This window comes from Mycolicibacterium chengduense (assembly GCF_033741155.1).
Classification (GTDB): domain Bacteria; phylum Actinomycetota; class Actinomycetes; order Mycobacteriales; family Mycobacteriaceae; genus Mycobacterium.
Map to the genome: position 1 here is coordinate 868,523 of NZ_JAWQNH010000001.1, position 18,206 is coordinate 886,728.

An 18,206-nucleotide genomic window follows, 5' to 3' on the forward strand; every position below is an offset into this window, starting at 1 on the left:
CACATGAGCGACGTCCCGCTGCTTCGGAACTCCGGCACCGCCCGCGACCGGGACCCCCAGGTGCCGTCCGACGAGCTGGAGTTCGAGGCGGCGATCGGGCGCAACGTGCGCCAGTTGCGGTTGGCCCAGGGCCTGACCGTGGCCGAGATGGCCGCCAGGGTCGGGATCTCCAAGGCGATGCTGTCCAAGATCGAGAACGCCCAAACATCCTGCAGCCTGTCCACCCTGGCGCTGCTGGCCAAAGGTCTGGACGTGCCGGTGACCAGCCTGTTCCGCGGTGCCGATGTGGAGCGGCCCGCGGCGTTCGTACAGGCCGGCACCGGCGCGCGGATCGTGCGCAACGGCAGCAAGGAGGGGCACGAGTACCAGCTGCTGAGCTCGCTGCGCGGTGAGCACAAGCGACTGGAGTGCCTGCATGTCACGCTCAGCGAGAAGAGCCGAACATATCCCCTGTTCCAGCATCCGGGTACCGAGTTCATCTTCATGCTCGAGGGGGTCATGGACTACAGCCACAGCCGCTCGGTGTATCGGCTGCACCCGGGCGATTCGCTGCAGATGGACGGGGAAGGGGCGCACGGGCCGGTGGATCTGGTGGAGTTGCCCATCCGATTCCTGTCGGTGATCGCGTTCCCGGATGTTCAGGTGTGAATCAGCGGCTCGGGGCGGCGTAGGTGGTGGAGGTCTGCAGACCTGCGACCCCGCCGCCGGCGCCGACCAGACCGAGGGCGGCGGCGCCGAGAACCCCGGCGGACAGGATCGCGGCGCTGATCGCTTTGATGAAGGTGGCCATATCGAGTTCCTTTGTCTGCGTGTGGTGTTCACACAGACACTGCCCGGGCGACGCGTCGTGGTCTGTCGGGCGACCGGCGGATGGGCCGGATGAATCCGGTGTCCCCCGATCAGGGGAGGATCAGCCGAAGATCTTGGCCGCGGACGCGGCGATGCCGGTGACGGTGCCGCACCGCGCCGGGGTGCTCTCGACCGTCACGGCCGGCCGGATCACCACGTCGGCGGGCTGCAGGTAGTCGCCGCCGAGCAGCTTGCGGCGCATCGCGGGGCCGAGGAAGACGGTCGCCGCGCACAGTTGGGTGTCGACGAATGCGACCACGCCGTCGCGGCTCTGCCGCAGCCTGTTGTCGGTCTCCGGTTCGAACAACTGGGGTTGCAGGGTGACCCGGATGGCGGTGCCGTCGGCGAGGGTCAGCGCGCACACATGGGGCCGCGACGCGTTGATATCCCACTGCGCCGTCGCGAGCACCGGCACGATCTCGCAGGGGTCCCGTTCGGCCAGCCGGACCGGGTAGACGCCGACGGCGTCCCGGATCGGGGGCCGATCCGCCGCCGGGAGCGGACCCGTCGAGCGGCCCACGGTGTCGGCGAAATCGCACGGCTGATCGGTGATGGGGGTGATCCGGAGCACCGGCTGCACGGGTCCGGGCAGCGCCGGGGCGCCGGGCAACCGGGACAGCAGCAGCGGTGCCACGTACTGGCACGCCTCGTGGTCGAGGGTGCCCAGTTCCACCGAGACGCTGAGATAGCGCCGGGCGGTGGCACCGGCCATCTTGATGTCGACATCGCATTCGTCGAACGCGAACATGGTTCCGACGGCACCGATTTCACCGATTTTCGCCAGCGACTCGCGGCTGAGCAGGCCGCACGGGTCGACCCGGCGCAGTGCCCGCAGATACGCCAATCGGTTGTGCTCGGCAGGGCTGACGGAGTGTCCGTAGGTGGGCACCGCACCGGCGAAGAAGAAGCCGGGATCGGGACCGGCGGCAAGGGGCGCCGGGTCGACGACCCGGGCACATCCGGCGAGGCCGAGTGCCGTCACCAGAAACAGGACCAGCACTGACCGCGGGGAGCGGGGTTTTGGCGCCACAGCTATGCGGAGTACAGTAACCCACGTGCAGCGGGTGCTCCTTCTCGGACGCCGCGACGGGGTCTGACCAGACCGGCAACCCGTCGCGGGGGTTTCGCGATGCGCCGGTCTGAAATCCACGGGATCGATTCCCAGAGACTCCGGAGCAAACCACCATGACCAGCCCAGACGCCTACACGTCCGCCCGCACCATCACCACGCCGGCCGGCCCTCGCCGCGACGGCCAGCCCGCCTGGAACACCCAGCGCGCCTCCTCGATGCCCGTCAGCCGGTACCGATCCTTCGCCGAAGAGGTGGAGCCCGTCACGCTGCCCGACCGCACCTGGCCGGACACGGTGGTCACCCACGCCCCCGGCTGGTGCGCGGTGGACCTGCGCGACGGTAACCAGGCACTGATCGACCCGATGAGCCCGGCCCGCAAGCGCCGGATGTTCGACCTGCTGGTGCGGATGGGTTACAAGGAGATCGAGGTCGGCTTTCCGTCCGCCAGCCAGACCGACTACGACTTCGTCCGCGAGATCATCGAGCAGGGCGCCATCCCCGACGACGTCACCATCCAGGTGCTGACCCAGTGCCGGCCCGAACTGATCCAGAAGACGTTCGAGGCCTGTGCGGGTGCCCCGCAGGCGATCGTGCACTTCTACAACTCGACGTCGATCCTGCAGCGGCGGGTGGTGTTCCGCGCCGACCGGGCCGCGGTCAAGAAGATCGCCACCGACGGCGCCCGGATGTGCGTCGAGGAGGCCAAGAAGTACCCCGGGACGAAGTGGCGTTTCGAATACTCGCCGGAGTCCTACACCGGCACCGAACTGGAGTACGCCGTCGAGGTGTGCAACGCGGTGGCCGAGATCGTCGCGCCCACCCCCGACTGGCCGCTGATCGTCAACCTGCCCGCCACCGTCGAGATGGCGACGCCCAACGTGTACGCGGACTCGATCGAGTGGATGAGCCGGCACCTGTCGCCGCGGGACTCCATCATCTTGAGCCTGCACCCGCACAACGATCGCGGAACCGGTGTCGCCGCCGCCGAATTGGGCTACCAGGCCGGAGCGGACCGGATCGAGGGCTGCCTGTTCGGCAACGGTGAACGCACCGGCAACGTGTGTCTGGTGACGCTGGGCCTGAACCTGTTCTCCCGGGGCGTGGACCCGCAGATCGACTTCTCCAATATCGACGAGATCCGCCGGACCGTGGAGTACTGCAACCAGCTGCCCGTGCACGAACGGCATCCCTACGGCGGCGACCTGGTGTACACCGCGTTCTCGGGCAGCCACCAGGACGCCATCAACAAGGGCCTGGACGCCATGAAGGTGTCGGCCGACGAGCAGGACGCCGATGTGGACGACATCCTGTGGCAGGTGCCGTACCTGCCGATCGACCCCAAGGACGTCGGCCGCACCTATGAGGCCGTCATCCGGGTGAACTCGCAGTCCGGTAAGGGCGGGGTGGCCTACATCATGAAGGCCGACCACGGACTGGTGCTGCCGCGCCGGTTGCAGATCGAGTTCTCCAAGGCCATCCAGGAGATCACCGACGGTGAAGGCGGCGAGGTGTCGCCGAAGGCCATCTGGGAGGTGTTCGCCGAGGAGTACCTGGCCCCGATCACCCCGCTGGAGCGGATCCGGCAGAAGGTGGAGGCCGCCGAGGTGGACGGCGGCACCGACAAGATCACCGCGGTGGTCAAGGTCGACGGGGTGGAACGCGAGATCGTCGGCGCCGGCAACGGGCCACTGGCCGCCTTCTGCGACGCCCTGGGGGCCATCGGGTACGACGTCAACGTGCTGGATTACTCCGAGCACGCCATGTCTGCCGGCGAGGAGGCTCAAGCCGCCGCCTACGTCGAGGCCTCGATCGGCGGCACGACGGTGTGGGGCGTGGGGATCGCCACCTCGATCACCACGGCATCCCTGCGCGCGGTGGTGTCGGCGGTGAACCGCGCCGCGCGCGGTTAAGCCCAGCGCGGCGGACAGTCCGGGCGGGCCGAGGCGACCAGCATCGCCAGGCCCCGCTCGAACGCCCTGGTGGCCATCGGATCCTCGGCGTCGTCCTGCAGTGTCGCGTAGGCGGCGGTGAAGCGCGGGAAACGGTCCTCCTGCCCGGTCGGGTCGAACACCACGCTCGGCCCGGACATGTCCAGCACGCTGCCCAGGATGAACGACTCGAAAGCCGTCAGCAGCGGCAGCACCTCGGATCTCGGCCACCCGACGGCTTCGGCGGCAATCACGAAGTCCTCGTATCCCGCGAGCAGCACCGGCGCGGACGCCCTGGTGGTCATGAGGAGCGGTACCGCCCGGGGATGGTTCGAGAAGGCCAATCGGTAGGACCGCGCCCACGCGGTCAGGCCTTGCTCCCATGGGAGTTCGCGCAGTGGCGCGGAATCGATGTTCGCCGACACCAAGGCGCGGACGTCCTCGACCATGGCCGCCCGGTCGGGAACGTGGTTGTAGAGCGAGGTCGGATTGACGTTCAGCTTCTGGGCAACCCGCCGCATGCTGGCACCGTCGGCACCGTAGCGATCCACCAGGGCCAGCGCGGTGCGCGCGATCAGGTCACGGCTGAGGATCGGCCGGGGTGGTCGGGCGATGACCGTCTCCTCTCGAATGCGACTCAGCGTACAACCGGGGTTCGGGCAGTCGGAAAGCGTGCACTCCTTAAACCGACAGTGTATGTTTTAGCCCGGTGCCGGACGGCGCGGCACACCGCTCCCCAACGAACGAAACCGAGGCGCGTCATGACCACCCCCTCCTTCTCTGTTGTCGAGGCCGATCTCGCCACGCTGCGTCGCGCCCTCGAGGGGGGCACGGTCACGAGTGTCGAGTTGGTGGCGCGCTATCTCAATCGGATCGGGCACTACGACCGCGCCGGGATCGCGTTGAACGCCGTGCCCGTGCTCAATCCCGCGTCCTTCGACGAGGCCCGCGCCTCCGATTTGCGCCGAGCCCGCGGCCGGTCCCGCGGCCCGTTGGATGGCATCCCGTACACGGCGAAGGCCAGCTACATGGTGCGCGGTTTGCCGGTGACAGCAGGTTCACCGGCCTTCGCCGACCTCGTCGCGCAGGACGACGCGTTCGCCGTGAGCCAGCTACGGAAGGCCGGGGCGGTCTGCCTGGGGCTGACCAACATGCCCCCGATGGCGGCCGGCGGTATGCAGCGCGGGCTTTACGGACGCGCCGAAAGCCCTTATAACGCAGACTATCTCACGGCAGCATTCGGCTCCGGCTCGTCGAACGGGTCGGGCACCGCGACGGCAGCGAGCTTTGCCGCCTTCGGCCTCGCCGAGGAGACCTGGTCCTCCGGCCGCGCCCCCGCGTCCAACAACTCCCTGGTGGCCTACACCCCGTCGCGTGGTGTGATCTCGGTGCGCGGGAACTGGCCACTGGTACCCACGATGGATGTCGTTGTGCCCCATGCCCGTTCGGTCGACGACCTGCTGCACCTGCTCGACACCGTGGTCGACGACGACCCGATCCGCGATGGCGACCTGTGGCGCCTGCAGGACTGGATCGACCTGCCCGCGGCTGCACAGGTACGCCCCGAGTCCTACATCGACCTGCCGCCACTTCCGCTGCGCGGCTTGCGGTTGGCAGTGCCCCGGCTCTACGTCAACGGTGATCCCGCCAGCGCCTACCCGATCAGCACACGCGACTCCGTGCTCGCACTGTGGCAGGCCGTGCGCGACGATCTGGTGGCCGCCGGTGCAGAAGTCGTCGAGACGGACTTCCCGGTCGTCGAGAACTACGAAGGGCTGCACCCGGAATCCCGCTCGATGGTCGACCGCGGTTTCGTACCGGCCGAATTCGCCGACCGCGAGCTCGGGGAGCTGTCGATCTGGGCGTTCGACGCGTTCCTGCGCGCCGTCGACCAGCCCGGACTGTCCGGCCTCGCCCAGGTCGACGGCGAGCGCATCTTCCCGCAGCCGACCGGCGCGTTGCCCGACCGGTACGGCATTTTCCCGTTCGATGTCGCCTACGACCTCGCCGAGTATGTCGACCGGGCGCACCAGGGGGTCACACCCTGGAACCAGATCCCGTCGATCGAGGCGGGAATGCGCGGGTTGGAGCACACGCGGCGCGTCGACTTCGAGGAGTGGCTGGCACAGAACCGGATCGACGCCGTCGTCTTCCCGGCGGCAGCCGATGTCGGGCCCGCCGATGCCGACGTCAATCCGGCGTCGGCCGATATCGCCTGGCGCAACGGGGTGTGGGTGTCCAATGGAAACCTGGTGCCCCGCCACCTCGGCATCCCTACCGTGACCGTCCCGATGAGCACGATGGCCGACACCGGGATGCCGGTCGGACTGACCCTGGCCGGTGCCGCTTATTCCGACACCGCCCTGTTACGGCTGGCCCGCTCGGTCGAAGCGTTGCGGGCCCGCCGGGTCTCCCCCGCACGCACCCCCGCGCTACCCGACGAGCAGGTGTTCGAGCACCCGCGTCCCGCCGGCGACGGCGAGCTGACGGTCGCCGTAGCCGACGTGCACACCCGCCGTGACGACGACGGCGCCATCACGCTGCGTTTCCGCATCGACGTGAGCAACGCTGCGGCACAAGATGTCTCGGCCTTCGTCGACGGAGTGCGGGTTCCCCTGGCGGTGACCGGGAGTTCGGCGACGGGCACCGTCACGTTGGCCCCGGACACCCACGACGCCCCGCACAGCGAATGGCGAGCACCGTACGGTCCCCTGATCGTCGCCGTGGCGCGCGCCGCCGGCGGAACCGTCGCAGGCGCGATGGCCACCACCGCGGACGCACCGCTGTGAGCTGAGCTCGGTATCGGCAGTCCGACACCAGATGTTGGGGTCGGATTCGGCCACGGCCACTGCCCGTGGTGCGCCGCCGGGGATATAGCTGTACGGCAAGGGCTTTCGCCGACCTTCGGGTGCGAGTAACAGGTCAGCGCGCAATGAGTAACGACTTGGCGCACATCCAGACGCCGGAATCACCAGGGTGCTACCAATTCCAGTAACGACGGCTGGATGGAGATCGGTATGCAAGCGGGTTGTCCGTCGGGGCAGTGCATCGAGATGCGCACCGGCACATGACGGCTCTCAGCCATGCCGAGGATCCGTCGGCGCCGGCCTACACCGAACAGGTCACCTCGCTCACCGAGGCGATGTCCCGGCTGAGCTTCGATCCCTATGTCGATATCGACTGGGATGCGCCCGAGAATGCCTTGGATGCGAACGACGCTCGCTGGCAACTGGATCCGAATGCGGTCCCGCTCGCAGCGACCGATTGGTACGGCGAGCAGTCACCGCAGCGGCGCATCGACATGGGCCGCTGGATGATGGCCAACATCCTCAAGGTCACGTTGCAGTTCGAGATGATGCTCATCCGCGGCGTGGTGCACTATGCCGGCACACTGCCCAACGGCGCCCAGGTGTTCCGCTATCTGCTGCACGAACTGTCCGACGAGTGCCACCACATCCAGATGTTCCAGGAGTTCGTCAACCGCACCCATGAAGACGTGCCCGGTATGCGTCGGGCATCGCGGATCTTCGGGCCCATCATCGCGTTCATCGGCGGCTACGCCAACGTTTTCCTCTTCATCGGGGTGCTGTGCGGCGAGCAGCCACTGCACTTTCAGCAGACGCTGCAGCACCGCGGCGCCGCTGCGGTGCCACCACTGCTCAACCGGGTCACCTCCATTCATCTCGCCGAGGAGGCCCGCCACATCACGTTCGCCGATATTCACCTGGCGCAGCGAATACACGGCGCCGGCCGCATCCGGCGGGCGTTGTACGCCATCACCTTCCCGTTCTTCCTGCGCTGGCTGATGGGTGAAATGCTCACGCCGCCACGCGCCTTCGTTCGGCAGTTCGACGTCCCTCGACACGTGTTCAAGGCGGCCTACTGGCGCAGCGCGCACTCGCGGCGCCTGATGGCCGAATCGGCCGGCGACGTTCGCCGGCTGGCCGACGAACTGGGCCTGCGGACGGCGTGGTCACGCTGGATCTGGCGCCTGCTGGGCATCGACGGTCGTTTGCCGCGCTACCGCGGCGAGCCGGATCGCAACCCCGGGGTCGGGCTGGTGACCGAACTTCGCGGTGTGATCTGGGCACGGATGGCCGCGGCCGCGGCGATGGCGGGTGTGGCCTTGTTGGCCACACCGGACGGCGTGCGCATCATCGCCGTCGCGGCGGCCGGTGCCGGGATCTGGGCGACCTACCACACCCTTCGCCACCGTAAGGGTGACGTGGTGGGCAACCAACCGTTCGAGTGGCCACGGCTGCTGGTCTGGGTGACCGTGTGTCTCATCATGATTCCCGCCGGCGGCTTGATCGGACTTGCCTTGGTGGTGTTCACCATCCTCTCCGTCGCCGAGTGGATGCCCACCCCATGACCACAACTGGAACACAACCGACGAAGAACCCTTCGACCACTACAGAATCGGAGACCCGGAACATGGAAACCCTGACACACCAAAGCCTTTCCAAAATCACACTGCCTTACTTCGACCTACTCATGGACGAACGCCAGGACGGCGGCGAAACGGGTCAGCTCTGGGAGAACCAGGTGCACTGGGGATACTGGGACGACCCCAAGTCCGCCACGGGTACCCGGGCGGACTACATCGCGGCCATGGAAGCCATGAACGTTGTGCTGTTCGAGGCCGGGCAGCTCGCCGACGGGCAGCAGCTGCTCGACGTGGGCTGCGGCTTCGGCGGAACGATCCAGCAGATCAACGGCAGCTACTCCGGTATGGAGCTCACGGGGTTGAACATCGACCCGCGCCAACTCGCCGCCGCCGACGCGCAGAGCACCCCGACGCACGGCAACACCCTGCGCTGGGTCGAGGCCGACGCCTGCGAGCTGCCGTTCGAGGACAACTCTTTCGACCGCATCCTGGCGGTGGAGTGCATCTTCCACTTCCCGTCCCGGCAGAAGTTCCTCAGCGAGGCCGCGCGGGTACTCAAACCGGGCGGTTGCCTGGCGGTCTCCGACTTCGTGCCCACCATGATGTTTTTCGGCAAGACACCGATCTGGATGGCGATCCGGCCCCGCATCGCGAAGTCCTACGGGACACTCGGTGACGTGCCGTTGCGCGGCTACAAATCGATGGGCAAGAACGCCGGACTCCAGCTGGTTGCCAGGCGAAACATCCGGAAGAACACCATGCCGACCTACCCGTTCCTGCTGCGGTTCTTCCGCGAGCAGGCCTCGGCGGACGCCCAGGACACGCTCGCTGTCGGCACCCGCTGGATGAAACGGCTATCCAAGCTCAGCCTGCTGCAGTACCAGGTCTACACGTTCGTCAAACCGGAGGTCTAGAACAGGGCGTACTGGTCACCGTCGCCGGTGGTGTCGACGAACGCTTCGACGTCCCGGCCCCCGACGGCGTGGTCGATCAGGCGCAGGAACTCGGCATCGGACAGTAGCGGGATGCCCAGGTCGACCGCTTGGTAGCCCTTGCCCTGCTCGGGCGCCGCCTCGTTGCACACCACCAGGGACGTGTGCTGGTCGACATTCTCGGTGTAGGCCAGCCCGGCGTTCAGGATGCGCTCGAGCACCTCTTCGTGGGTCCTGGTCATCTCGGCCGACAGCGCCACCCGCATGCCCTGCACCAGCGGACGGCCGGCCACGAATGGGCCTGGGTTCTGATACGGGCACGGCAACCGGGCGGCCAGCGTCTTCAGCGGCCGCAATTCGTCGTGGGTGACCTGGCCGTTGGGCCACGTCCGCCGGGTCACCGTGCGGATGGGCAGCCAGGCCTTACGCTCCCTGGCGGCCACCAGCGCGGGTTTGAGGATCTGCGCCAGGACCAGGGCGTCGTCCAGTGCGTCGTGCGGGCGCATCTGCGTGACGCCCCAGTGCGCGGCCAGCGTCTCCAGGCGCAGGTTCTCGGTGCCCAGGGCCAGCCGGCGGGACAGCTCCACGGTGCACATCACCGACTCGACCGGCAGCTGCGCGCCGACCAGTTCGGCTTCGGCGGCCAGGAAGGCGTAGTCGAAGGCCACGTTGTGCGCCACCAGGGTGCGTCCCTGCAGCACTTCCATCAGCCGCGGCGCGATATCGGCGAAGGTCGGCTGGCCTTCCAGCATCTCGGTGGTGAGGCCGTGTACGTGGGTGGGGCCGGGATCCACGCCGGGATTGAGCAGGCTGGCGACACTGTGTTCGACATTGCCGTCGTCCCCGACTGCGAGCGCGGCCACACTGACCACCCGGGCCTGGCCGGGACGGAAACCCGTGGTCTCCACGTCGACGACCGCCCAGCCGGTGCCCGGTTCGACCGCCGGTCGTCCCCAGGTCTGGCTCATGGTTCGAGGATGACACGGTGGTCCGACAACACGCCGATCGCAGCCATGCGTGTCGGGCCCCTAAAATTCAGCGGATGGCCGTCACCACTCGGGGAAAGCTGGCGCTGCGCGCCGGCGCGGCGGCGCGTTGGGCGTCGCGGGTCACCGGCCGCGGGGCTGGTGCGATGATCGGCGGTCTGGTGGCGATGACCCTGGACCGCTCGATCCTGCGCCAGCTCGGGGCCGGCCGCCGTTCGGTGGTGATCACCGGTACCAACGGCAAGTCCACCACCACCCGGATGACGGCGGCGGCCCTGGCCACGCTGGGACCGGTCGCCAGCAATTCCGAGGGCGCCAATATGGACGCCGGTCTGGTGGCGGCGCTGGCCGGTGCCCCCGACGCCGAACTGGCCGCGCTGGAAGTCGACGAGATGCACGTCCCGCATGTTCTGGACGCGGTCGAGGCGGCGGTCGTCGTCTTGCTGAACCTGTCCCGCGATCAGCTCGACCGGGTCGGCGAGATCAATCACATCGAGCGCACGCTGCGGGCCGGGCTGGCCCGGCATCCCGGCGCGGTGATCGTCGCCAACTGCGATGACGTGTTGATGACCTCGGCCGCCTACGACAGCCCGAACGTGGTGTGGGTGGCGGCCGGCGGTGGCTGGGCCCAGGACTCGGTGAGCTGTCCGCGGTCCGGCGAAGTCATCGTGCGCGACGGTGTCGATTGGTATTCGACAGGCACCCCCGCTTTCAAGCGACCCAGCCCACAGTGGTGGTTCGACGATACGAATATCTATGGGCCGGAGGGCTTCTCGCATCCGATGCAGCTGGCTTTGCCCGGTGTGGTGAACCGTGGCAACGCCACCCAGGCCGTCGCCGCGGCGGTGGCCCTCGGCGCCGACCCGGCCCGGGCGGTCGCGGCGGTGTGCACCGTCGACGAGGTCGCCGGACGGTATCGCACCGTCCAGGTAGCGGGTCACACCGCCCGCCTGCTGCTGGCCAAGAATCCTGCCGGGTGGCAGGAGGCGCTGTCGATGATCGACAAGGATGCCGCCGGTGTCGTGATCTCGGTCAACGGGCAGGTGCCCGACGGGGAAGACCTGTCCTGGCTGTGGGACGTGCGTTTCGAGCATTTCGAGTCGACCCAGGTGGTGGCCGCCGGGGAACGCGGCACCGACCTCGCGGTGCGGCTGGGCTATGCCGGTGTCGAGCACACCCTGGTGCACGACACCGTCGCCGCCATCGCCTCCTGCCCGCCGGGCCACGTCGAGGTGATAGCCAACTACACCGCGTTCCTGCAGCTGAACCGGCGGCTGTCATGACGCGCACGCGAGGAGCAATGCCGTGACCGTCCGGATCGGGTTGGTGCTGCCCGATGTGATGGGTACCTACGGTGACGGCGGCAATGCCGTGGTGCTGCGGCAACGCCTGCGGCTACGCGGAATCGACGCCGAAATCGTGGAGATCACGCTCGACGATCCAGTACCCGAGTCGCTGGATATCTACACCCTCGGCGGGGCCGAGGATTACGCGCAGCGGCTGGCCACCAAGCACCTGATCCGCCATCCGGGCCTGCAGCGCGCCGTCTCCCGGGGCGCGCCGGTGCTGGCCATCTGCGCTGCCATCCAGGTGTTGGGGCACTGGTATGAGACCTCGGCCGGCGAGCGGGTAGACGGGGTGGGCCTGCTCGATGTCACCACCTCACCGCAGCAAGCCCGCACCATCGGCGAGGTCACCTCCGCGCCCTTGGTCGACGGCCTCACCGAGCCCCTCACCGGTTTCGAAAACCACCGGGGCGGAACGATTTTGGGGTCAGACGCGCGACCGTTGGCCCGGGTCACCAAGGGGGCGGGTAATCGCCTGGGCGACGGTTTCGACGGTGCGGTGCAGGGCAGCATCGTCGCCACCTATCTGCACGGGCCGTGCCTGGCCCGCAATCCCCAGCTGGCCGACCACCTGCTCGGCCGCGTCGTCGGCGACCTGCCGCCGCTGGACCTGCCCGAGGTGACGCGACTGCGCACCGAACGCCTGGCCGCACCCCGCCGCGCCTAAGCCACCTTCCGCCCATTTGACCAAATGGGCGGGTTTTCACGAGTGGATCGCGCCCAATCGTCAATCTCGGCGCCGCCGCGACGTGCGAAGGCCTCACCGACGCGCTCCAAGATATCGCCCTTGCTGTCCTCGGCGATCACCCTGATCACCTCCCAGCCGCACTTGGCGATCTGAGGCAATCGCTTGTGGTCCTTCGCGTACTGCGAGCGCGACGTCTGATGCTGTTCCCCGTCGTATTCGACGGCGAGACCGATGTTCCGCCAGCCCATGTCCAGATAGGCGAAGGCCTCGCCGCTCTCGTCGAGCACGGGTATCTGAGTCTCCGGAGCCGGATATCCGTTGTCCAGCAGAAGAAGTCGCAACCAGCTCTCTTTGGGCGACGCCGCGCCGGGGTCGATCAGAGGGAGGAGTTCGCGCAGCTGGCGGACACCGCGCACCGGACCGTACCGCTCGGCGAGCATCGCGACCTCGTCGCGGCCGAAAGGGCTGTTGCGCATCAGCGCGTCGAGGCGTGCGAGGGCGTTCGGGCGGCGCTGGTGGCGGCCAAGATCGAATGCCGTGCGCGCACGAGTCGCCACCGGGATCCCCTCGATGACGGTGATCTCGTCGTCGGCAATCCGCTCCATTCGAATCAGCAACCCCGGCTGTCGGCGGTGCTGGAGGATCACCACCTCGATGGGTTCGGTGTCATCTACCCAGTCGGCGCCGTGCAACGCCGACGCGGCGACGCCGGTGATGACGCCGCTACGACCGGAAGTGAGCCAGGCGCCCAGTGCTCGATCGTGCAGTGTCGGGACGGCCCACTTGGGCGTGTAGACGCCGCGGAACATCGGCCGGTACCACCGGCGCAGGACGGTGCGGGACATGCCGGCGCCCAGCGCCTCGCTGCCCAGAAATACTTCGTTCATGCAGGGATGGTGGCGCCTCGGTCCGACATCTCGCCGAGATCGACGAAATGGTGAAGGGCACTCGAACTTTCCCGCCCGTTTGTTCAATTGGGCGGGGACAGGTCAGACCATGGCGCGGCGGCCGGCCAGGGCCCGGCCCAACGTCAGCTCGTCGGCGAACTCCAGATCACCGCCCATGGGCAGGCCGGAGGCGATCCGGGTCACCGTCAGGCCAGGGATATCGCGCAGCATCCGCATCAGGTAGGTGGCGGTCGCTTCACCCTCGGTGTTCGGGTCGGTGGCGATGATCACCTCGGCGACGTCGACACCGTCGACCCGCTCGCCGATCCGGTTGAGCAGTTCGCGGATCCGCAGCTGGTCGGGGCCGACCCCGGACAACGGGTCCAGGGCACCGCCGAGCACGTGGTAACGCCCACGGAACTCGCGGGTGCGTTCCACCGCCTGGATGTCCTTGGGTTCCTCCACGACGCACACCAGTGCGGCGTCGCGGCGCGGGTCGTTGCAGATGCGGCAGCGCTGTTCGTCGGAGACGTTGCCGCACACCGCACAGAAGGTGACACCGTCGCGGATCCGGCCCAACACCGCGGTCAGCCGGTCGATATCCGGAGGTTCGACCGACAGCAGATGAAAAGCGATGCGCTGCGCGCTTTTCGGCCCGATACCGGGCAGCTTGCCGAGCTCGTCGATCAGATCCTGGACGGGGCCCTCGAACACTCGGGTACCTCTACAGTCCGGGCAACCCGAGGCCACCCAGCCCGCCGGCCAGCGGACCCAGCCGCGACTGCGCCAGGATGGTGACCTGCTTGGCGGCGTCGGCCAACGCACCGACGATGAGGTCCTGCAGCGTCTCGGGATCCTGCGGGTCGATCACCTTGGGATCGATGGCCACGGCCACCACTTCACCGCTGCCCTTCATGGTGACCTGCACCAGGCCGCCGCCGCCCTGGCCGTGGACCTCCGCGTTGGCCAACGCCTCCTGCGCCTCCATCAGCTGCTGCTGCACCTGCTGGGCCTGCGCGAGCAGCGCGGACATATCGGGCGGGCTGCCGGGTTGCATGTCGTCCCCTTGCGTCTTGGCTTGGTTGCGTACCGGTCTCGACTTGGTTTCACTCGCGAGCCGACGGCGGTTTGTCCTTCAAGACTAGTCGCCGCCGCCGCTACGGTGGCGCCGTGCACGTCCCCAACAGTTTGCGTGTCTTGGCCGCGGCCCTGCTCGTCGCCGGCACCGCCACCATGACGTCCTCGACCGTGCCGCACGCCGCTGCCGCCCCGGCGAACATCGCGGGCATGATCGTGTTCCTCGACCCCGGCCACAACGGCGCCAACGACGCGTCCATCAGCCGCCAGGTGCCCACCGGCCGGGGCGGCACGAAGGACTGTCAGGCCAGCGGCACCAGCACCAACTCCGGCTATCCGGAACACACCTTCAACTGGGACACCACGCTGCGGGTACGGGCCGCACTCACCCAGCTCGGGGTGCGCACCGCGATGTCCCGCGGCAACGACGACGCGCTGGGGCCCTGCGTCGACGAGCGCGCGGCCATGGCCAACGCCATCAGGCCCAACGCCATCGTGAGCATCCACGCCGACGGCGGCCCGGCCAACGGCCGCGGATTCCACGTGCTGTACTCGTCGCCTCCGCTGAACACCGCCCAGGCCGGACCCGCGGTCCAGTTCGCTCAGGTGATGCGCGATCAGATGCAGGGCTCGGGTATCCCGCCCGCGAACTACATCGGCTCCGGCGGGCTGGACGCCCGCGCCGATATCGCCGGGCTGAACCTGGCTCAGTACCCGTCGATCCTGGTCGAATGCGGCAACATGAAGAACCCGGCCGATTCCGAGCTGATGGAGTCCGACACGGGCCGCCAGAAGTACGCCGACGCCATCGTCCGCGGCATCGTCACCTACCTGGCGGCCGGGGCACGCTAGCTGTTAGCCCTCGAGTTCCTTCTTCAGGTTCGCCAGCACCGCGTCCTGGATCTTGCGCAGGCCCAAGGGCGCGAAGGTCTTCTCGAAGAAACCCTTGACACCGCCTGCACCCTGCCACGAAGTTTTCAGGGTCACGGTGGACCCGGTACCGGCCGGCGCCACCGTCCAGTTGCTCACCAGCGTCGAGTTTGCGTCCTTCTCGATGACGGTCTTGCCCGCGACGTCGACGGTGGCCTTGATATCGCGCACCCGCGACTCGGTGGCCTGCAGTTTCCAGGACGCCACGGTGCCCGCGCCCTGTCCGCCTTCGAGCACCTGGTAGTTGCTGTAATGCGACGACAGGATTTTCGGCCGCACCGTCTGATAGTCGGAGACCGCCGCCAGTACGGCGTCAGGTGCCGCGTTGATCAAGACGGTGTTGGATGCGCTGACCTGTCCCATTACCGCAAAACTCCTGTCGTCTCACCAGCACGTGCGGTCGCATCGTGGGCGACCGAGGACTAGCGTATATGTGTGTCTGTTGCCGCGACCGACGCACAGGGGGCCCACACCGCAGGGGTGCAGCGGCTGCTGGACAGTTACCGCGCCATCCCCGCGAACGCCACCGTGCGCCTGAACAAGCCCACGTCCAACCTTTTCCGTGCTCGCACCAAGAGCGCCGTCAAGGGTTTGGACACCTCCGGTCTGACCGGTGTGATCGGTGTCGACCCCGACGCGCGCACCGCCGACGTGGCGGGGATGTGCACGTACGAGGATCTGGTGGCGGCGACGTTGCCCTACGGGTTGGCGCCTCTGGTGGTGCCCCAGCTCAAGACCATCACCCTCGGCGGGGCCGTCACGGGCCTGGGCATCGAGTCGACGTCGTTCCGCAACGGTCTGCCGCACGAATCGGTGCTCGAGCTCGACATCCTCACCGGTGCAGGGGATATCGTCACGGCGAGCCGAACGGATCATCCGGACCTGTTTCACGCCTTCCCCAATTCGTATGGCACGCTGGGCTACTCGGTGCGGCTGAAGATCGAGTTGGAACCGGTCAAACCGTTCGTGAGCCTGCGCCACCTGCGCTTCCACGCGATCGATGATCTGGTCGCCGCGATGGACCGGATCATCGAGACCGGTGGCCATGACGGTGTCCCGGTCGACTATCTGGACGGCGTGGTCTTCAGCGCGGACGAGAGCTACCTGTGCCTGGGTATGCAGACGGCCACGCCCGGCCCGGTCAGTGACTACACCGGTCAGCAGATCTACTACCGCTCGATCCAGCACCCCGACGGCGAGAAGCACGACCGGCTGACCATCCACGACTACCTGTGGCGCTGGGACACCGACTGGTTCTGGTGTTCAAGGGCTTTCGGGGCGCAGCACCCGGTGGCTCGTCGGCTGTGGCCGCGCCGTTACCGGCGCAGCAGCTTCTACTGGAAGCTGGTCGGGTACGACCAGCGGTTCGACATCGCCGACCGCATCGAAAAGCGCAACGGCCGGCCACCGCGCGAACGGGTGGTGCAGGACATCGAGGTGCCCATCGAACGGTGCGCCGAATATCTGGACTGGTTCCTGACGAACGTGCCGATCGAACCGATCTGGTTGTGCCCGCTGCGGTTACGCGGGGACACCGAATGGCCGTTGTATCCGATCCGGCCGCACCACACCTACGTCAATGTCGGTTTCTGGTCGTCGGTCCCGGTAGGGCCAGAAGAGGGCCACACCAATAAGCTGATCGAGCGCAAGGTCAGCGAACTCGACGGGCACAAATCGTTGTACTCGGACTCGTTCTACTCCGCCGAGGACTTCGACGAGCTCTACGGTGGTGAGGCTTACCGGACCGTGAAGAAGAACTACGACCCCGATTCCCGGCTGCTCGATCTGTATGCGAAGGCGGTGCAAAGACGATGACCACATTCAAAGACCGCACGACTGCGCCCACCGGCAAGCTGACGCTTGCCGAGATTCTGGAAATCTTCGCCGGGGGTGATCTTCCCCTCAAGTTCACCGCCTATGACGGCAGCGCTGCCGGGCCCGCGGACGCCCCCGTCGGTCTGGAACTCAAGACCCCGCGGGGCACCACCTACCTGGCCACCTCCCCCGGTGAGCTCGGGCTGGTGCGGGCCTACGTCGCCGGTGACCTCGATACCAAGGGAGTGCACCCGGGCGACCCGTACGACGTGATCCGGGCGCTGTCGGACAAGATGGATTTCAAGCGGCCCCCGGCCCGGGTGCTGGCCAACATCGTCGCGTCCATCGGGGTCGAGCATCTGCTGCCGATCGCACCGCCGCCGCAGGAGGCGTTGCCACGGTGGCGGCGTCTGGCAGAGGGACTGCGGCACAGCAAAACCCGCGACGCCGAGGCCATCCACCATCACTACGACGTGTCGAACACCTTCTACGAGTGGGTGCTCGGCCCGTCGATGACCTACACGTGTGCGTGCTACCCGGATGCGGACGCCACCCTGGAGCAGGCCCAGGACAACAAGTACCGGCTGGTGTTCGAAAAACTGCGCCTGCAGCCGGGCGACCGGTTGCTCGATGTCGGTTGCGGCTGGGGCGGCATGGTCCGCTATGCCGCCGCGCGCGGGGTCAAGGCGCTGGGCGTGACGTTGTCGGCCGAGCAAGCCGGCTGGGCTCAGCGCGCCATCCGGGAGCAGGGCCTTTCCGAGTTCGCGGAGGTCCGGCACGGCGATTACCGCGATGTGCGCGAGGCGGACTTCGATGCGGTGTCCTCGATCGGACTGACCGAACACATCGGGGTGGCCAACTACCAGTCGTATTTCCGGTTCCTGCAGTCCAAGATGCGCCCGGGTGCACTACTGCTGAATCACTGCATCACCCGGCCGGACAACCGCAGTGGCGCGAATGCCGGAGGTTTCATCGACCGGTACGTCTTCCCCGACGGGGAACTCACCGGCTCCGGGCGCATCATCACCGAGATCCAGGATGTCGGTATGGAGGTGTTGCACGAGGAGAACCTGCGCCAGCACTATGCGATGACGCTGCGCGACTGGTGCCGCAACCTTGTCGAGCACTGGGATGAGGCCGTCGCCGAGGTCGGGCTGGCGACCGCCAAGGTGTGGGGTTTGTACATGGCCGGATCGCGCTGGGGTTTCGAGTCCAACGTCGTTCAGCTGCACCAGGTTCTGGCGGTCAAGCTCGACGAGCACGGCGACAACGGCGGGCTGCCGCTGCGGCCGTGGTGGGCTCCGTAACC

General features: G+C 67.7%; 18 protein-coding genes. 10 read left to right on the plus strand and 8 right to left on the minus strand.

Features of this window, described 5'->3' with window-relative positions; genetic code table 11:
- Window positions 1-3 precede the first annotated feature (3 nt).
- Complete coding sequence (locus SBI67_RS04395; protein ID WP_318979355.1) at window positions 4-648, plus strand: type II toxin-antitoxin system RelB family anti-toxin; 645 nt, start codon at window positions 4-6, stop codon at window positions 646-648.
- A 1-nt stretch (window position 649) separates the two neighbouring features.
- Here SBI67_RS04395 and SBI67_RS04400 read toward each other — a convergent pair whose 3' ends face one another.
- Both SBI67_RS04400 and SBI67_RS04405 read right to left on the minus strand, forming a co-directional pair.
- Window positions 650-790, minus strand: a complete 141-nt coding sequence (locus SBI67_RS04400) for a hypothetical protein (protein WP_318979356.1) — start codon at window positions 788-790, stop codon at window positions 650-652.
- A gap of 120 nt (window positions 791-910) precedes the next feature.
- Window positions 911-1,849 (minus strand): hypothetical protein, encoded by a 939-nt coding sequence (locus SBI67_RS04405; protein WP_318979357.1) that lies wholly within the window; start codon window positions 1,847-1,849, stop codon window positions 911-913.
- A 185-nt stretch (window positions 1,850-2,034) separates the two neighbouring features.
- On the opposite strand from SBI67_RS04405, the gene leuA reads away from it, so the two are divergent.
- Window positions 2,035-3,831: a 2-isopropylmalate synthase gene (gene leuA, locus SBI67_RS04410; protein ID WP_318979358.1), complete on the plus strand. Its 1,797-nt coding sequence runs from the start codon at window positions 2,035-2,037 to the stop codon at window positions 3,829-3,831.
- Here leuA and SBI67_RS04415 read toward each other — a convergent pair.
- Window positions 3,828-4,547, minus strand: coding sequence for a TetR/AcrR family transcriptional regulator (locus SBI67_RS04415; protein ID WP_318979575.1), 720 nt, complete (start codon window positions 4,545-4,547; stop codon window positions 3,828-3,830). The two genes, leuA and SBI67_RS04415, sit on opposite strands and share 4 nt — an antisense overlap.
- A 63-nt stretch (window positions 4,548-4,610) precedes the next feature.
- On the opposite strand from SBI67_RS04415, the gene SBI67_RS04420 reads away from it, so the two are divergent.
- From SBI67_RS04420 to SBI67_RS04430, 3 genes are all read left to right on the plus strand, one after another.
- On the plus strand, window positions 4,611-6,638 hold the full coding sequence (locus SBI67_RS04420) for an amidase (RefSeq protein WP_318979359.1): 2,028 nt from the start codon (window positions 4,611-4,613) through the stop codon (window positions 6,636-6,638).
- 278 nt (window positions 6,639-6,916) lie between these two features.
- Window positions 6,917-8,221 carry an AurF N-oxygenase family protein gene (locus tag SBI67_RS04425; RefSeq protein ID WP_318979360.1) on the plus strand — a complete coding sequence of 435 codons (1,305 nt, stop codon included), beginning with the start codon at window positions 6,917-6,919 and terminating at the stop codon, window positions 8,219-8,221.
- Window positions 8,222-8,343: 122 nt separating this feature from the next.
- The gene (locus tag SBI67_RS04430; RefSeq protein ID WP_318979361.1) at window positions 8,344-9,150 is read left to right on the plus strand and encodes a class I SAM-dependent methyltransferase; all 807 of its coding nucleotides are present in this window, start codon (window positions 8,344-8,346) and stop codon (window positions 9,148-9,150) included.
- Here SBI67_RS04430 and SBI67_RS04435 read toward each other — a convergent pair.
- Window positions 9,147-10,136: a DEDDh family exonuclease gene (locus SBI67_RS04435; RefSeq protein WP_318979362.1), complete on the minus strand. Its 990-nt coding sequence runs from the start codon at window positions 10,134-10,136 to the stop codon at window positions 9,147-9,149. The genes SBI67_RS04430 and SBI67_RS04435 overlap by 4 nt on opposite strands.
- A gap of 74 nt (window positions 10,137-10,210) precedes the next feature.
- Here SBI67_RS04435 and SBI67_RS04440 point away from each other — a divergent pair, with 74 nt between their 5' ends.
- Both SBI67_RS04440 and SBI67_RS04445 read left to right on the plus strand, forming a co-directional pair.
- The gene (locus SBI67_RS04440) at window positions 10,211-11,437 is read left to right on the plus strand and encodes a MurT ligase domain-containing protein (protein WP_318979363.1); all 1,227 of its coding nucleotides are present in this window, start codon (window positions 10,211-10,213) and stop codon (window positions 11,435-11,437) included.
- Between the two features lie 22 nt (window positions 11,438-11,459).
- Window positions 11,460-12,167: a type 1 glutamine amidotransferase gene (locus tag SBI67_RS04445; protein WP_318979364.1), complete on the plus strand. Its 708-nt coding sequence runs from the start codon at window positions 11,460-11,462 to the stop codon at window positions 12,165-12,167.
- Here SBI67_RS04445 and SBI67_RS04450 read toward each other — a convergent pair.
- From SBI67_RS04450 to SBI67_RS04460, 3 genes are all read right to left on the minus strand, one after another.
- On the minus strand, window positions 12,164-13,075 hold the full coding sequence (locus SBI67_RS04450; protein ID WP_318979365.1) for a type IV toxin-antitoxin system AbiEi family antitoxin: 912 nt from the start codon (window positions 13,073-13,075) through the stop codon (window positions 12,164-12,166). The two genes, SBI67_RS04445 and SBI67_RS04450, sit on opposite strands and share 4 nt — an antisense overlap.
- Window positions 13,076-13,177: 102 nt before the next feature.
- Window positions 13,178-13,789, minus strand: a complete 612-nt coding sequence (recR, locus tag SBI67_RS04455) for a recombination mediator RecR (RefSeq protein ID WP_318979366.1) — start codon at window positions 13,787-13,789, stop codon at window positions 13,178-13,180.
- Between the two features lie 10 nt (window positions 13,790-13,799).
- Window positions 13,800-14,132 (minus strand): YbaB/EbfC family nucleoid-associated protein, encoded by a 333-nt coding sequence (locus SBI67_RS04460; protein ID WP_024452228.1) that lies wholly within the window; start codon window positions 14,130-14,132, stop codon window positions 13,800-13,802.
- 176 nt (window positions 14,133-14,308) lie between these two features.
- On the opposite strand from SBI67_RS04460, the gene SBI67_RS04465 reads away from it, so the two are divergent.
- Entirely contained in the window at window positions 14,309-15,004 is a 696-nt protein-coding gene (locus SBI67_RS04465; protein ID WP_318979576.1) for an Rv3717 family N-acetylmuramoyl-L-alanine amidase, read from the plus strand.
- A 3-nt stretch (window positions 15,005-15,007) separates the two neighbouring features.
- Here the strand turns inward: SBI67_RS04465 and SBI67_RS04470 are convergent, their stop codons facing one another.
- Window positions 15,008-15,445, minus strand: coding sequence for an SRPBCC family protein (locus SBI67_RS04470; RefSeq protein ID WP_266050202.1), 438 nt, complete (start codon window positions 15,443-15,445; stop codon window positions 15,008-15,010).
- 72 nt (window positions 15,446-15,517) lie between these two features.
- On the opposite strand from SBI67_RS04470, the gene SBI67_RS04475 reads away from it, so the two are divergent.
- Window positions 15,518-16,897, plus strand: coding sequence for an FAD-binding oxidoreductase (locus SBI67_RS04475; protein WP_318979367.1), 1,380 nt, complete (start codon window positions 15,518-15,520; stop codon window positions 16,895-16,897).
- The gene (locus SBI67_RS04480) at window positions 16,894-18,204 is read left to right on the plus strand and encodes a class I SAM-dependent methyltransferase (protein WP_318979368.1); all 1,311 of its coding nucleotides are present in this window, start codon (window positions 16,894-16,896) and stop codon (window positions 18,202-18,204) included. Before SBI67_RS04475 ends, SBI67_RS04480 begins: the two co-directional genes overlap by 4 nt.
- The last annotated feature ends 2 nt before the right edge of the window (window positions 18,205-18,206 follow it).

Bases quoted from the DNA above. Each gene is read 5' to 3' on its own strand.
- SBI67_RS04395 (WP_318979355.1), top strand. From the start codon at position 4: ATGAGCGACGTCCCGCTGCTTCGGAACTCCGGCACCGCCCGCGACCGG.
- SBI67_RS04400 (WP_318979356.1), bottom strand. From the start codon at position 790: ATGGCCACCTTCATCAAAGCGATCAGCGCCGCGATCCTGTCCGCCGGG.
- leuA (WP_318979358.1), top strand. From the start codon at position 2,035: ATGACCAGCCCAGACGCCTACACGTCCGCCCGCACCATCACCACGCCG.
- SBI67_RS04420 (WP_318979359.1), top strand. From the start codon at position 4,611: ATGACCACCCCCTCCTTCTCTGTTGTCGAGGCCGATCTCGCCACGCTG.
- SBI67_RS04425 (WP_318979360.1), top strand. From the start codon at position 6,917: ATGACGGCTCTCAGCCATGCCGAGGATCCGTCGGCGCCGGCCTACACC.
- SBI67_RS04430 (WP_318979361.1), top strand. From the start codon at position 8,344: ATGGACGAACGCCAGGACGGCGGCGAAACGGGTCAGCTCTGGGAGAAC.
- SBI67_RS04435 (WP_318979362.1), bottom strand. From the start codon at position 10,136: ATGAGCCAGACCTGGGGACGACCGGCGGTCGAACCGGGCACCGGCTGG.
- SBI67_RS04440 (WP_318979363.1), top strand. From the start codon at position 10,211: ATGGCCGTCACCACTCGGGGAAAGCTGGCGCTGCGCGCCGGCGCGGCG.
- SBI67_RS04450 (WP_318979365.1), bottom strand. From the start codon at position 13,075: ATGAACGAAGTATTTCTGGGCAGCGAGGCGCTGGGCGCCGGCATGTCC.
- SBI67_RS04460 (WP_024452228.1), bottom strand. From the start codon at position 14,132: ATGCAACCCGGCAGCCCGCCCGATATGTCCGCGCTGCTCGCGCAGGCC.
- SBI67_RS04465 (WP_318979576.1), top strand. From the start codon at position 14,309: ATGACGTCCTCGACCGTGCCGCACGCCGCTGCCGCCCCGGCGAACATC.
- SBI67_RS04470 (WP_266050202.1), bottom strand. From the start codon at position 15,445: ATGGGACAGGTCAGCGCATCCAACACCGTCTTGATCAACGCGGCACCT.
- SBI67_RS04480 (WP_318979368.1), top strand. From the start codon at position 16,894: ATGACCACATTCAAAGACCGCACGACTGCGCCCACCGGCAAGCTGACG.